This is a genomic window from Streptomyces sp. SS7 (genome assembly GCF_037993025.1).
GTDB lineage: Bacteria > Actinomycetota > Actinomycetes > Streptomycetales > Streptomycetaceae > Streptomyces.
This window is the reverse complement of sequence record NZ_CP141223.1, coordinates 5887438-5900876: the sequence shown is the minus strand read 5'-3', so window position 1 is coordinate 5900876 and position 13439 is coordinate 5887438. Positions and strand designations below refer to the sequence as shown.

The 13439-nt window shown below is 72.4% G+C and carries 12 protein-coding genes; 4 read left to right on the top strand and 8 right to left on the bottom strand.

Features of this window, described 5'->3' with window-relative positions:
* Positions 1–33 precede the first annotated feature (33 nt).
* On the top strand, positions 34–1377 hold the full coding sequence (locus U5640_RS27375) for a UDP-glucose/GDP-mannose dehydrogenase family protein (RefSeq protein ID WP_340378383.1): 1344 nt from the start codon (positions 34–36) through the stop codon (positions 1375–1377).
* Between the two features lie 175 nt (positions 1378–1552).
* Positions 1553–1951, top strand: a complete 399-nt coding sequence (locus tag U5640_RS27370; protein ID WP_340378382.1) for a VOC family protein — start codon at positions 1553–1555, stop codon at positions 1949–1951.
* Positions 1952–2266: 315 nt separating this feature from the next.
* On the opposite strand, the gene U5640_RS27365 is transcribed toward U5640_RS27370, so the two are convergent.
* The 3 genes from U5640_RS27365 to U5640_RS27355 are packed head-to-tail and all read right to left on the bottom strand — an operon-like array spanning position 2267 to position 5108.
* Positions 2267–3445: a dipeptidase gene (locus tag U5640_RS27365; protein WP_340378381.1), complete on the bottom strand. Its 1179-nt coding sequence runs from the start codon at positions 3443–3445 to the stop codon at positions 2267–2269.
* 5 nt (positions 3446–3450) lie between these two features.
* Positions 3451–3972 carry a 5-(carboxyamino)imidazole ribonucleotide mutase gene (gene purE / locus U5640_RS27360; RefSeq protein WP_340378380.1) on the bottom strand — a complete coding sequence of 174 codons (522 nt, stop codon included), beginning with the start codon at positions 3970–3972 and terminating at the stop codon, positions 3451–3453.
* A complete protein-coding gene (locus tag U5640_RS27355; protein WP_340378379.1) occupies positions 3969–5108 on the bottom strand; it encodes a 5-(carboxyamino)imidazole ribonucleotide synthase in 1140 nt (379 codons plus the stop codon). Before U5640_RS27355 ends, purE begins: the two co-directional genes overlap by 4 nt.
* 221 nt (positions 5109–5329) lie before the next feature.
* Between U5640_RS27355 and U5640_RS27350 the strand changes: the two genes are divergently transcribed.
* Positions 5330–5860, top strand: a complete 531-nt coding sequence (locus tag U5640_RS27350) for a GtrA family protein (RefSeq protein WP_340378378.1) — start codon at positions 5330–5332, stop codon at positions 5858–5860.
* 60 nt (positions 5861–5920) lie between these two features.
* Here U5640_RS27350 and U5640_RS27345 read toward each other — a convergent pair whose 3' ends face one another.
* Positions 5921–7195 carry an ATP-binding protein gene (locus tag U5640_RS27345; RefSeq protein ID WP_340378377.1) on the bottom strand — a complete coding sequence of 425 codons (1275 nt, stop codon included), beginning with the start codon at positions 7193–7195 and terminating at the stop codon, positions 5921–5923.
* Positions 7196–7247: 52 nt separating this feature from the next.
* Entirely contained in the window at positions 7248–7925 is a 678-nt protein-coding gene (locus U5640_RS27340) for a response regulator transcription factor (RefSeq protein ID WP_067251025.1), read from the bottom strand.
* 543 nt (positions 7926–8468) lie between these two features.
* Here U5640_RS27340 and U5640_RS27335 point away from each other — a divergent pair.
* The gene (locus U5640_RS27335) at positions 8469–9965 is read left to right on the top strand and encodes an oligopeptide:H+ symporter (RefSeq protein ID WP_340378376.1); all 1497 of its coding nucleotides are present in this window, start codon (positions 8469–8471) and stop codon (positions 9963–9965) included.
* A gap of 172 nt (positions 9966–10137) precedes the next feature.
* On the opposite strand, the gene U5640_RS27330 is transcribed toward U5640_RS27335, so the two are convergent.
* The 3 genes from U5640_RS27330 to U5640_RS27320 form a co-directional block, all read right to left on the bottom strand.
* Positions 10138–11394 carry a hypothetical protein gene (locus tag U5640_RS27330; protein ID WP_340385369.1) on the bottom strand — a complete coding sequence of 419 codons (1257 nt, stop codon included), beginning with the start codon at positions 11392–11394 and terminating at the stop codon, positions 10138–10140.
* A gap of 64 nt (positions 11395–11458) precedes the next feature.
* Positions 11459–12574 (bottom strand): hypothetical protein, encoded by a 1116-nt coding sequence (locus U5640_RS27325; RefSeq protein ID WP_340378375.1) that lies wholly within the window; start codon positions 12572–12574, stop codon positions 11459–11461.
* Positions 12571–13404: a hypothetical protein gene (locus U5640_RS27320; RefSeq protein WP_340378374.1), complete on the bottom strand. Its 834-nt coding sequence runs from the start codon at positions 13402–13404 to the stop codon at positions 12571–12573. Before U5640_RS27320 ends, U5640_RS27325 begins: the two co-directional genes overlap by 4 nt.
* Positions 13405–13439: the final 35 nt, after the last annotated feature.

Sequence of the window (13439 nt, the reverse complement as noted above, 5' to 3'; positions counted from 1 at the left end):
CGCGCACCCCCGGCTTACCTTCCTGGAGCATCCATGAGCCTCAAGATCACCGTGATCGGCACCGGCTATCTCGGGGCCACCCATGCCGCCGCCATGGCCGAGCTGGGCTTCGAAGTGCTCGCGCTGGACGTGGTCAAGGAGAAGATCGAGAAGCTGGAGCGCGGCGAGACCCCGATGTACGAGCCGGGGCTCGAGGAGCTGCTGCGCCGGCACGTCGCCGGTATCGAGGGCTCGACCGGCCGGCTGCGCTTCACCATGGACTGGGCCGAGGTCGGCGCCTTCGGCGATGTGCACTTCGTCTGTGTGAACACCCCGCAGAAGCACGGCGAGTACGCCTGCGACATGTCGTACGTCGAGTCCGCGGTCGGCTCCCTCGCCCCGCACCTGACCCGGCCCGCCCTGGTCGTCGGCAAGTCGACGGTGCCGGTGGGCTCCGCCGAGCGCCTCGCCCGCACCATCGCCGAGCTGGCGCCGGCCGGCGCGGACGCCGAGCTGGCCTGGAACCCGGAGTTCCTGCGCGAGGGCCTCGCCGTCCAGGACACCCTGCACCCCGACCGGATCGTCGTCGGCGTGCGCAGCGAGCGGGCCGAGAAGCTGCTGCGGACGGTGTACGCCACCCCGGTGGCGGAGGGCTCGCCGTTCGTCGTCACCGACTTCCCGACGGCCGAGCTGGTGAAGACCGCCGCGAACTCGTTCCTCGCCACGAAGATCTCCTTCATCAACGCGATGGCGGAGGTGTGCGAGGCCGCCGGCGGCGACGTCGCCAAGCTGGCCGAGGCCATCGGGCACGACGAGCGCATCGGCAAGAAGTTCCTGCGGGCCGGGATCGGCTTCGGCGGCGGCTGTCTGCCCAAGGACATCCGCGCCTTCATGGCCCGCGCCGGCGAGCTGGGCGCCGACCAGGCGCTGACCTTCCTGCGGGAGATCGACTCCATCAACATGCGCCAGCGCGGGCAGATGGTGGAACTGACCCGGGAGGCCCTCGGCGGCGGCCCGTTCCTGGGCCGGCGGGTCGCGGTGCTCGGCGCCACCTTCAAGCCCGACTCGGACGACGTGCGGGACTCCCCCGCGCTCAACGTGGCCGGGCAGATCCATCTCCAGGGCGCCCAGGTGACCGTCTACGACCCCAAGGGCATGGAGAACGCCCGCAGGGTCTTCCCGACGCTGGGGTACGCCGACTCGGCCCTGGAGGCCGTGCGGGGCGCGGACGTCGTCCTGCACCTGACGGAGTGGCGTGAGTTCCGGGAGCTGGACCCGGCGGCGCTGGGTGAGGTGGCGACGACCCGGCTGGTCCTCGACGGGCGCAACGCGCTCGACGCGGCGGCGTGGCGCGCGGCGGGCTGGACCTACCGGGCGATGGGCCGCCCCACGGCGTGAGCGGTCCGGGCTGAGCGCAGGGTGACGCCGGTTCGGCCGAGGCTCAGTCGGCCGAACCGGCGTCTGAGTGCATTGTGCCGTACGCGCGTGGCGTCCGCGGCGTGAACTCCCTGCCCGGCCGCCTGTCGGTCTCCTGTGAGGTATGCGGGGCGGCGGTGCGGGAACGTGTCCCTCCATGGCATCCGTCGTGCGTTTCCGTTCCGTCGTGCTGGACTGTCCCGACCCGCGCGCCCTCGCCGAGTTCTACGCGGGCCTGCTGGGCGGCACGCCCTGGGCCGAGGAGGGCGAGGAGGACTGGTACGTCCTCGAGGTCCCCGGCGGTCCGCGGCTCGCGTTCCAGGAGGTCGAGGGGTACACCCCGCCCGAGTGGCCGCGCCCGGACCGCAACCCCCAGCAGTTCCACCTCGACCTCGACGCGGGCGCGACCTGGGCGGACGTCGACGCGGCGCACGAGCGGGCGCTGGCGCTGGGCGCGCGTCCGCTGGACCTGGAGGACCGGGAGGAGAAGGACTTCCAGGTGTACGCCGATCCGGCGGGCCATCCCTTCTGCCTCTGCCGGATCGAGCACCCCTGAGGCCCGTTCCAGGGGGTCGTCGTCGCCGGGCTCGCCGCGGGGGCGGGGGCGCGGGGGGAGCGGTCGCGGGTCCGGGTGGGAGCGGGGGCCCCGGGCAGGTCGCGGTGGGCGCTTCGGGCCGGGGGCGGGGGTGTAGGGGTCCGCGGGGGGAGCCGGTGGTTCTCGGACCTCGGGCGGGTCGTGCAGTTCGTCCTGGAGGCCGGCCATGACGGTCTCCGTGCGTCGCTCGGCGGTACGGCCACCGTCGGACGGGGGCGGGGCGGCTTCCCGGTGGGCGGGGCGTTCGGGGGTACGGCCCGCCCACCGGGGCGCGGCTCAGCCGTCGAGGGACTCGATCGTCGCGTTGGACGGGGACTGCCGGGTGCGCAGATCGCGGGAGACGTCCTCGGCGGCGCCCAGCACCCGCACGGCGTTCCGCCAGGTCAGCTTGGCGAGGTCGGCCTTCGACCAGCCGCGGTCGAGGAGCTCCGCGATCAGGTTGGGGTAGCCGGAGACGTCGTCCAGGCCGTCGGGGGTGAAGGCCGTGCCGTCGTAGTCGCCGCCGATGCCCAGATGGTCGATGCCGGCCACCGCGCGCATGTGGTCGAGGTGGTCGGCCACGGTCGCGGCCGTGGGGACCGGGCGGGGGTGGGACTCCTGGAAGGCCTCGTGGACCTTCATCGCCTCGGGGGTGGTGGCCAGGTCGTGGAAGCCGTGGGCGCGCAGGTTCTCGCTCGCCGCCGCGGTCCATTCGACGGCCGCCTGGAGCACGAACTTCGGGACGAAGGTGACCATCGCGACGCCGCCGTTGGCGGGGAGGCGTTCGAGGACGTCGTCGGGGATGTTGCGGGGGTGGTCGCAGACCGCGCGCGCCGAGGAGTGCGAGAACACCACCGGTGCGGAGCTGGCGTCGAGCGCGTCGCGCATGGTGGTGGCGGCCACGTGCGAGAGGTCGACGAGCATGCCGAGCCGGTTCATCTCGCGCACCACCTCGCGGCCGAACGCGGTGAGGCCGCCCGCCCTCGGCTCGTCGGTCGCGGAGTCCGCCCAGTCCACGTTGTCGTTGTGGGTGAGGGTCAGATAGCGCACGCCGAGCGCGTACAGGCCGCGCAGGGTGCCCAGCGAGTTGGCGATGGAGTGGCCGCCCTCGGCGCCCATCAGGGAGGCGATACGGCCCTCCGCGCGCGCCGCCTCCATGTCGGCGGCGGTGAGCGCGGCGCGCAGGTCGGCCGGGTGCCGGTCGATCAGCTGCCGTACGCAGTCGATCTGCTCCAGGGTCGCCGGGACCGGGTCGGGCAGGTCCGCGCGGACGTACACCGACCAGAACTGCGCGCCGACCCCGCCCGCACGCAGCCGCGGCAGGTCGGTGTGCAGGTGGGCGCTCTGGGAGACGGCGAGGTCGCGGGCGTCGAGGTCGTAGCGGACCTGCTCGCGCAGGGCCCAGGGCAGGTCGTTGTGGCCGTCGACGACCGGGAACTCGGCGAGGAGTTCCCAGGCTGCCTCGCGTGCGCTCAAGGCGGTCACTTCCCGAAGCCGAAGCCGCCGGCGCCCTCGACCTTGGCGCGCAGCCGCTTGCCCTTCTCGGTGGCCTGGTCGTTGAGCTCCTGCTGGAAGTCGCGCATCCGGGTGAGGAGGTCCTCGTCGTGGGTGGCGAGGATGCGGGCGGCGAGCAGTCCGGCGTTGCGGGCGCCGCCGACGGAGACCGTGGCGACGGGGACGCCGGCCGGCATCTGCACGATGGACATGAGGCTGTCCATGCCGTCCAGGTACTTCAGCGGGACGGGCACGCCGATGACCGGGAGCGGGGTCACGGAGGCGAGCATGCCGGGCAGGTGGGCGGCGCCGCCGGCCCCGGCGACGATCACCTTCAGTCCGCGGTCGGCGGCCTGCTCGCCGTACGCGATCATCTCGCGGGGCATGCGGTGCGCGGAGACGACGTCGACCTCGTAGTCGATCTCGAACTCGTCCAGGGCCTGGGCGGCGGCCTCCATCACGGGCCAGTCGCTGTCCGAACCCATCACGATGCCAACAACGGGGCTCATTCGGTGATCGTGCCTCTCAGGTAGCCGGCTGCGTGACGGGCGCGCTCGAGCACGTCGTCGAGGTCGTCGCCGTAGGTGTTGACGTGGCCGACCTTGCGGCCCGGCTTCACGTCCTTGCCGTACATGTGGATCTTGAGCTGGGGGTCGCGGGCCATGCAGTGCAGGTACGCGGAGTACATGTCGGGGAAGTCGCCGCCGAGGACGTTGACCATGACCGTCCAGGGCGCGCGGGGGCGCGGGTCGCCGAGGGGGAGGTCGAGGACGGCGCGGACGTGGTTGGCGAACTGGGAGGTGATCGCGCCGTCCTGGGTCCAGTGGCCGGAGTTGTGCGGGCGCATCGCGAGTTCGTTGACGAGGACGCGGCCGTCGCGGGTCTGGAACAGCTCGACGGCGAGGTGGCCGACGACGCCGAGTTCCTTGGCGATGCGCAGGGCCATCTCCTCGGCCCGGAGGGCGAGGGCGCGGTCCAGGTCGGGGGCGGGCGCGATGACCGTGTCGCAGACGCCGCCCACCTGCTGGGACTCCACGACCGGGTAGGCGACGGCCTGGCCGTGCGGGGAGCGTACGACGTTGGCCGCGAGTTCGCGGACGTAGTCGACCTTCTCCTCGGCGAGGACGGGGACGCCGGCGCGGAAGGGGTCGGCCGCCTCCTCGGCGGTCTCCACCACCCACACGCCCTTGCCGTCGTAGCCGCCGCGGACCGTCTTGAGGACGACGGGGAAGCCGTCGCCCTCGGCCGCGAACCGGACCACGTCCTGCGGGTCGGTCACGATGCGGTGCCGTGGGCAGGGCACGCCGATCGCGTCGAGCTTCGCGCGCATCACGCCCTTGTCCTGGGCGTGTACCAGCGCGTCGGGGCCGGGGCGGACGGGGATGCCGTCCGCCTCCAGTGCCCTGAGGTGCTCGGTGGGGACATGTTCGTGATCGAAGGTGATCACATCGCACCCGCGCGCGAAGTCCCGCAGCGTGTCGAGATCGCGGTAGTCGCCGATGACGACATCGCTCACGACCTGCGCCGCGGAATCCTGGGGGGTGTCACTGAGGAGCTTGAACCTGATGCCCAGCGGAATGCCCGCCTCGTGTGTCATACGAGCGAGCTGGCCTCCGCCGACCATGCCGACTACCGGGAACGTCACGCCCCCAGGGTATCGGCCGCGTCACCTGGGCCGGAGCCCGCGCCCGCCGGGACGGGCGTCCGGGGCTCCCACCGGTCTCTTGCCCGGCTCATACCCGCTGTTTGCCCCGTTCTTCCCGACCCGTTCCCGACCCGTGAGGCGGAGCACAGGAAACCGACAAGAGTGGTGGTTAGCATGGCTGGGTTGACACAACCGAGACCCGGACGGGGGCCTGTACGACCATGGCGCATGGTTCCTCGGGGCAAGGACGGCTACGGCGCGTAGGCCGCGAGCTGGTCAAATTCGGGGCTGTGGGCGGTGCGGGGCTGCTGGTCAACCTCGGCGTGTTCAACCTCGTCCGCCATCTCACGGATTTGCCGGTGGTCCGCGCGAGTGTCATCGCGACCATTGTGTCGATCGTCTTCAACTACATCGGGTTCCGGTACTTCACCTACCGTGACCGCGACAAGAGCGGGCGTACGAAGGAACTGACGCTGTTCCTGCTGTTCAGCGCGGTCGGTCTGGTGATCGAGAACGGTCTGCTGTTCGCGGCGACCTACGGCTTCGGCTGGGACAGCCCGCTGCAGAGCAACGTCTTCAAGTTCCTCGGCATCGGTGTCGCCACGCTGTTCCGCTTCTGGTCGTACCGGACGTGGGTGTTCCGTGCCCTGCCCGCCAAAGAGGCCGTGGCCAGCGCCGAGTCGTTCCTCGCGGAGGAGTCCCTGATCGGGGAGCAGGCCCGCAAGGCGAAGGCCCGCCAGCGCGTCGGCTGACGCGGAGGCGCCGGTCACCGGTGACGGGTCGGGTCCTCGGGTCGGGTCCTCCCTCCCGTCCTACCTGACCATCGGTTCCTCGTCCTGCGACGTCCGTTTGCGCGGTGCCGTGCGGGAGAGGAAGAGGCCGAAGACCGCGGGCTGGGCCTGGAGCATCTCCAGACGGCCGCCGTCGGCCTCGGCGAGGTCCCGGGCCACCGCGAGGCCGATGCCGGTGGAGTTGCGGCCGCTGATCGTGCGCTCGAAGATGCGGGCGCCGAGGTCGGCGGGGACGCCGGGTCCCTCGTCGGTGACCTCGATGACCGCCTGGTTGCCGGTGACCCGGGTGCGCAGGGCGACCGTGCCGCCGCCGTGCATCAGGGAGTTCTCGATCAGGGCGGCGAGGACCTGGGCGACCGCGCCCGGGGTCCCCACCGCCCGCAGGTGGCGCTTGCCGGAGCTGACGATGGCGCGGCCGGCGCTGCGGTAGGCGGGGCGCCACTCGGCGAGCTGCTGCTGGATGACCTCGTCGAGGTCGAAGGAGACGGCGGAGCCGGTGCGGGGGTCGCGCGCGTTGGTGAGCAGGCGCTGCACGACGTCCGTCAGGCGTTCGACCTGGGTCAGGGCGATCGTGGCCTCCTCCTTCACCGTGTCGGGGTCGTCGGTGAGGGTGATCTCCTCCAGGCGCATCGACAGCGCGGTGAGGGGGGTGCGCAACTGGTGGGAGGCGTCGGCGGCCAGGCGGCGCTCGGCGGTGAGCATCCGCGCGATGCGTTCCGCGGAGGAGTCCAGGACGTCCGCCACCCGGTCGAGTTCGGGGACGCCGTAGCGCTTGTGGCGGGGGCGCGGGTCGCCCGAGCCGAGGCGTTCGGCGGTCTCGGCGAGGTCGGTGAGGGGGGAGGCCAGTTTGTTCGCCTGACGGATGGCCAGCAGGACCGCCGCGACGACCGCGAGCAGCGCGACCAGGCCGATGATCAGCAGGGTGCGGCCGACCTCGCGGGTGATCGTGGAGCGGGGTTCCTCGACCCGGACGGTCTCGCCGCCCTCCCCCCGCTCCTCCGCGTGGATGACGTCACCGCCGGGCTTGGTGCCGACCGCGATCGGCTTCTGTCCCGGGATGCGGATCACGGCGTAGCGGTCCTGGGTGACCTGGTCGCGCAGGATCTCCGCGGTGACGTCCTCGCGGCCCAGCAGCCGGGTGTCCACGATGCCGACCAGCCGCACCGCCTCGGAGTCCACCCGCTCCTGGGCGCTGTTGCTGATCGTGCGGCTCTCGACGATGACGAGGGAGACGCCGAAGACGGCGATCACCACGAGCACGACGGCGAGAGTGGACTGGATCAGTCGGCGGCGCATGTCCTCATGTCCAAGGGGAGTTCACACAGCGGGGGACCGGGCCGGTCGGGGCTCAGCTCTTCTCGAAGCGGAAGCCCACGCCGCGCACGGTGGCGATGTAGCGGGGGTTCGCCGCGTCGTCGCCGAGCTTCTTGCGCAGCCAGGAGATGTGCATGTCGAGGGTCTTGGTGGAGGACCACCAGGTGGTGTCCCAGACCTCGCGCATCAGCTGGTCGCGGGTGACGACCCGGCCGGCGTCCCGCACGAGCACCCGCAGCAGGTCGAACTCCTTGGCCGTGAGCTGGAGTTCCTCGTCGCCCATCCAGGCGCGGTGCGACTCGACGTCGATGCGCACCCCGTGGGTGGCGGGCGGCTGCGCGGGCTCGGCGGCGCCGCGCCGCAGCAGGGCCCGTACGCGGGCGAGGAGTTCGGCGAGGCGGAAGGGCTTGGTGACGTAGTCGTCCGCGCCCGCGTCGAGGCCGACGACCGTGTCCACCTCGTCGGCGCGCGCGGTCAGGATGAGGATCGGCACGGCGTGGCCCTCGGAGCGCAGCCGGCGGGCGACCTCTAGGCCGTCCATGCCGGGCAGGCCGAGGTCTAGCACGACCAGGTCGACGCCGCCCTGCATCCCGGCGTCGAGCGCGGTCGGTCCGTCCTCACGCACCTCGACCTCGTACCCTTCCCGGCGCAGTGCGCGGGCCAGCGGCTCCGAGATGGACGCGTCGTCCTCGGCGAGCAGTACACGGGTCATGAGGTGATGGTAGTCCGCGGGGGGCACGGGTCGAAGTGTGATCGGCGCGGCTGTTTCTTACCCAGGGACATGCCGGACAATCGGCCCGCCGCCCGCTCGGCGATCTTGGTATGTACCTATGGTCGAGGGGCGGCGGGAGAGTACAGACCTTCGAAAGGCCACCACGGTTCCTTGATCACCTGTGATCCGCATCTCAAACCTATTCATTTCCGACACTCTCCTGACGTATGGTGAAACAACGCCTGCAGCACCGCGGGGACCTTTGGCGCACTTGACGCTGAAGGTCTCTTTTGTGTGCGGGCCGGTGCGGGCCGCGTCCCCGCCGGCCTCGAAAGGAATGACCCCTGGCCGGGCCTCTGCTCGCGCAACGCGCGTAGAGGCGTGGATCCCGGTGGTCGCCGTCCACCGCTCCGTGACCCGGAGCGGCTCCCCGAGGGCGTGGGGCGGACGGACCGACCCGCCGGTGCCGGCCGCCCCCACCGGGCGCGTGACCGCTCAGGCATGCCCGCTGAAGCAGCGCGTCCCGACCAGCAAGGAACGACCATGGCGTCCAGCCTGACGAAGGACTCGGTCCGTCCGGCCACCCCCGGCTCCGGGAAGACCTTCTTCGGCCACCCCCGCGGACTGGCCACCCTCTTCATGACCGAGATGTGGGAGCGTTTCTCCTACTACGGCATGAAGGCCCTGCTCCCGCTGTACCTGGTGGCCCCGGGCGGCCTGCACCTGAGCGCGGCCACCGCGACCGCGATCTACTCGGTGTACCTGTCGCTCGTCTACCTGCTCGCCCTGCCCGGCGGCTGGTTCGCGGACCGTGTCCTCGGCCCCCGCAGGACGGTCGCCGTGGCCGGTGCGGTCATCATGCTCGGCCACCTCACCCTGGCCCTGCCGAACTCCGGCACCTTCTACGCCGGCCTCGGCCTGGTCGCCGTGGGTTCCGGTCTGCTGAAGGCCAACATCTCCACGATGGTCGGCCACCTCTACGACGGCCCGGACGACCCGCGCCGTGACGGCGGCTTCACCGTCTTCTACATCGGCATCAACCTCGGCGCCTTCGCGGCCCCGCTGGTCATCGGCACCGTGGGCGAGAACGTCAACTGGCACCTGGGCTTCGCCCTCGCCGCGCTCGGCATGGCCCTCGGCCTCGCCCAGTTCCTGCTCGGCAGCCGTCACCTGAGCTCGCGTTCGGACGTCGTGCCCACCCCGATGACCGCCGCCGAGAAGTCCGCCACGCTGCGCAAGGCCGGTCTGTGGGCCGCCGTGGCCGCCGTCTTCTACACCGTCGTGGTCGTCTCCGGCCACTACACGCTGAACTGGCTGCTGGTCCCGATCACCCTCGCCGGTCTGATCATCCCCGTGGTCGTCATCGGCCGCATCAAGCGGGACAAGGACCTCGACCGCGCCGAGCAGTCGAAGATGTCCGCGTACATCTGGTTCTTCGTGGCCGCCGCCGTGTTCTGGATGATCTACGACCAGGGCGGTTCCACCGTGTCCCTGTTCGCGGACTCCTCCGCCGACAACACGATCTTCGGCTGGGCGTTCCCGGTCTCCTGGTACCAGTCGGTCAACCCGGTCATGATCATGGCGCTGGCGCCGGTCTTCGCCTGGGCCTGGCTGGCGCTGGCGCGGCGCGGCAAGGAGCCGAGCACCGCGGTGAAGTTCGCGATGGGTCTGGTGCTGATCGGCGCGTCCTTCTTCCTGTTCCTCGCCCCGCTGGCGATCGCCGACGGCGGTCACAAGGCGGCCGCGATGTGGCTGGTCGGCATCTACTTCGTGCAGACCGTGGGTGAGCTGACGCTGTCCCCGGTGGGTCTGTCGGTCACCACCAAGATGGCGCCCGCGAAGTACGCCTCGCAGATGATGGGTGTCTGGTTCCTCGCGGTCACCGCGGGTGACGCGACCACCGGTCTGCTGGCCATCGCCGGGGTCGACCTGAACAAGACGGGGATCGTCGCGCTGCAGGCGGTGCTCGCGGTGATCGCCGGTGGAGCCGTGTGGATGTACCGCAAGAGGGTCCGGGAGCTGATGGGGGACGTCCACTGAGCGTCTTCCGCATGTCAACGACCCGGGACTGAAGTCCCGGGCTTGCACAGCGGGCGCCACTGGGTGTGGTGCTGCGCTTGCGTCCTGTCCCGCCCCCGGGTGTTGCGGCCACAAGGATGTCGCTGAAGAGGGCCACCCTGTTCGTCGTCGAACAGGGTGGCCCTCTGTGTGGTCACCGCAGACGTCCGCGGCCCGGCATGAAGGTGAACACCGCCGCGCCCAGCAGGACCACCGTGCCGGCCACCAGGCCCAGGGCCTTGAGGGAGGCGTGGTCGCCGGCGCCCGTCTCCGCGAGGCCGCCGCTGGTCGACGTACTCGACGAGGACGAACCGCCGGAGGCCCCGCTCGCCTGTTCCTCGGTGTCCAGGGTGAGGGAGACGGCGGTGCTGTCGGGGGTGCAGGTGGTGGTCGTGCCCATGGCCTCGATGGTGAGGACGCCCGGGGAGAGCGTGGACTCGCCGGTCGCGCCGGGCTTGTAGGTGCCGGTGAGGTCCGGGATCTCGATGGGGTTGCCCTGCGGGATCGTCGCGGCGTTCAGCGGCCCCTCCACCGTCACCGAGCCGGTGTCCGAGCCGCCCAGCACCACCTGCATGGTCGGCTTCACCTTGCCGGCCGGGATGTCGATCGGGCTGTCCATCACCGACTTCTTGAACTGCACGGTGAGGTCGTAACTCCCGCCGTCCTTTTTGGCGTTGATCTGGATCGGCGAGGTCGCCTTCTTCACCCCGAGCGGGGAGTCACAGGTGTAGGGGATGTCCACGACCTTGCCGGTGAAGTCGGTTCGGCCGTCGTCGCTCGCGCTGGGCGACGCGCTCGCGGACGCACTGGCCGACGCACTGGCCGACACGCTGGGCGACGGTGACGAGGACTGGCTCGCGCTCGCGCTCCCGCTTCCCGACGGATCGGGCGACGCGCTCGAACCGCCCTCCCCCGCCGTCACGGTGATCGTCGCGGCCGGCTGGACGGTCTCGGACGGCGTGCAGGTGGTGTTCGTGCCCAGCGCGTTGACGACGTACGCGTTCGGCGTCAGCGTCACCCGGCCCGCCGCCGTCAGCTTCAGCGTGCCCTTCATGTCGGACAGCACCATGGCGCCCCCCTTGGGGATCGCCGGGTTCTCACGCGGGCCCGTCAGGGCGATGTCCGCGCTCTGCGCGCCGGCCGCCTTCAACGTGCCGGACGGCTGGACCGAGTTCGCGGGCAGGTCGATGATGTCCGGGTTCTTCGACGCGGCCTGGGTGAACTTCCAGACGATGTCGACGGTGTCGCCGACCTTCGCCGTGGCCGGCGCGCTGATGTCGACCTTGCTGGTGCCGTCGATCTCGGGCAGGCCCACACCCGAGGGCGGCACGCAGTGGGTGGCGTACGAGACCTCGGCGGCCTGGGCCTGCCCGGCGGTCGCGCCGAGCAGCGCGGCGGCCCCGGCGAGCAGGACGGCAGCGCCCGCCGCGGCCGCGCTCCTCCGCCCGGCCCCGCGCGGGGGTGGTACGGCTCTCTCACTCACTTGGTTCCCTTCCTGCCGGGAGTCGAGGACTCGTCGGACGGTCGTCGTGCGGTGCGGAGAGCCGGTCCGCCGTGACCGGGGCGGTGCCCGGGGTGAACCACGGCAGGATCGCGGAGGTACTGGCGGGGACCGCTGAGGGCTCCCGGCCGCCGGGCCCGTCCGGTCCGGGCCCCTTACGTGTCCGGCGGCCCCGGCGGGTCGGGCGGGCCCGCCGGTTCCGCGGCCGTACCCGGTCCACCACCGCCATCCCGATCCGGAACACCGCGGCGGGGACCACCAGGCAGAGCAGGATCCAGAACAGCGTCACACCCCAGGGGCGACCCACGTCCCAGGGCTGCTCCGCGAGGACCCTGCCGCCGTACTTCAGGGAGACGGTGTAGTCGCCGTGGGCGCCGGCGGACAGTTCGACGGGGAGCTTCACCCGCGCCTTCCCGCCGGGCGGGATCGTGCCGCGCCACTGCCGCTCGTCCCACTGCGGGGCGAACACCCCGTGCGCCGTGCCGACCTGGAACACCGGGTCCTTCACGGTCGTGGTGCCGAGGTTGCCGACGGTGAGGACGAGGGTGCGGGCGGGCGGCGCGCCGAACCAGGTGAGCAGACCGCCCGAGCCGTCCAGCCGGGTGTCGGTGAGCACGGCGAGCCGGCCACCGGCCGAGGAGGCAGCGGGCAGCGGTTCGACGGGGTGCCCGGCCACCCGGAAGACCACGTCGACCTGCGCCCTCGCCCCGGTCGCGGTGGCCACGTGCACCACGCAGGGGCAGGGATCGGGCGGCTCGGACACCGGGAGCGCACGGGTGAACCGCCCCTGGGCGTCGGTGGTGACGGCCCTGCCGTCGGCGTTGGCGCAGGAGTTGGTGCCCCCGGTCAGGCCCCGGGCCGGGCTGGCCCGGCCGCAGATCAGCAGCATCAGCAGGGTGCGCGGCCGCCAGCCGCTGCCGCTGACGGTGACCGAGGCACCGGTCCCGGCCTCGGCGCCGGAGAGGGTGACGGCGGGTTTCCCGGCCGCCGCCGCGCTGCCGGCCGGCGCGAGCGGCGACGCCGGGAACAGGAGCAGGGACAGCAGGAGGAGGAGAAGCACCGGTGCGGCGGTCCGCGGTCTGCCGTTCACGTACCCGCTCCCCTCGCTCCGGCCCCGGCCTCGCGCCTACGTCGTCGTACGACCGTCAGGGCCCCGGCCCCGACGGACAGCGCGCCCGCCCCGGCCCCCACCGCGCCCCACGGCACGAACCGCGCCCGTGTGCGGCCGGTGGCGCGGGCGGCGCCGGGGGCGGTGACCGTCAGGCGCACGGTCACCGCGTCCAGCGCCGGCCGGCCGGGCCACGGCTCGTCGAGCCGCAGCCGGCGGCCCGGCGGCAGCCGGACGGGCAGGGTGCGCGGGGCACGGTCCAGTACGGTCCCGAGGACGCCGTCCGCGCGCACCGCGAGCCGGGGTACGAGTTCCGTCGTGCCCCGGTTGACCAGCTCGTACGTGATGCGGTCGCCGCGCACGGCCACGTGCTCGACGGTCAGCGCGGGCAGCCTCGGACCGCCGACCCGCACCAGCAGCGGGACGGTGACCCGCCGCCCCGTGGACTCCTGTACGACGATCGCACCGGCGCGGTTGCCCGGGGGCGTGTCCGGGGGCAGCGTCACCGTGAACGGGACCTCGGCGCGGGTGCGGGCGGGCACCCGTACGACCGCCCGGGCGAAGGTGACCGGGAGCCCGTCGGGGCCGGCGGCGCGCAGCCGTACGGTGAGCGGCCGGGCGCCCGGGTTGGTGACGGCGACCGTGTCCTGGAGCACCGCGCCGGGCACCCCCTCCGCATAGAAGGAGGGCCGCCCGCCGCCCGAGGGCGCGGCCGACCAGCCGCCGGCGGTGGCGGCGGGAGCGGCGGCCACGAGCAGGGGCAGGGTCAGCAGCAGGGTGCGCGCGGCACGGGCGGCGCAGGCGTACGACATCGGCGGCTCCGGTGCGGAGGGGGGCGTGGCGGGGT

Bases quoted from the DNA above. Each gene is read 5' to 3' on its own strand.
- U5640_RS27345 (WP_340378377.1), bottom strand. From the start codon at position 7,195: ATGCGCCGCCGACTGATCCAGTCCACTCTCGCCGTCGTGCTCGTGGTG.
- U5640_RS27375 (WP_340378383.1), top strand. From the start codon at position 34: ATGAGCCTCAAGATCACCGTGATCGGCACCGGCTATCTCGGGGCCACC.
- U5640_RS27350 (WP_340378378.1), top strand. From the start codon at position 5,330: ATGGCGCATGGTTCCTCGGGGCAAGGACGGCTACGGCGCGTAGGCCGC.
- U5640_RS27320 (WP_340378374.1), bottom strand. From the start codon at position 13,404: ATGTCGTACGCCTGCGCCGCCCGTGCCGCGCGCACCCTGCTGCTGACC.
- U5640_RS27370 (WP_340378382.1), top strand. From the start codon at position 1,553: ATGGCATCCGTCGTGCGTTTCCGTTCCGTCGTGCTGGACTGTCCCGAC.
- purE (WP_340378380.1), bottom strand. From the start codon at position 3,972: ATGAGCCCCGTTGTTGGCATCGTGATGGGTTCGGACAGCGACTGGCCC.
- U5640_RS27335 (WP_340378376.1), top strand. From the start codon at position 8,469: ATGGCGTCCAGCCTGACGAAGGACTCGGTCCGTCCGGCCACCCCCGGC.
- U5640_RS27340 (WP_067251025.1), bottom strand. From the start codon at position 7,925: ATGACCCGTGTACTGCTCGCCGAGGACGACGCGTCCATCTCGGAGCCG.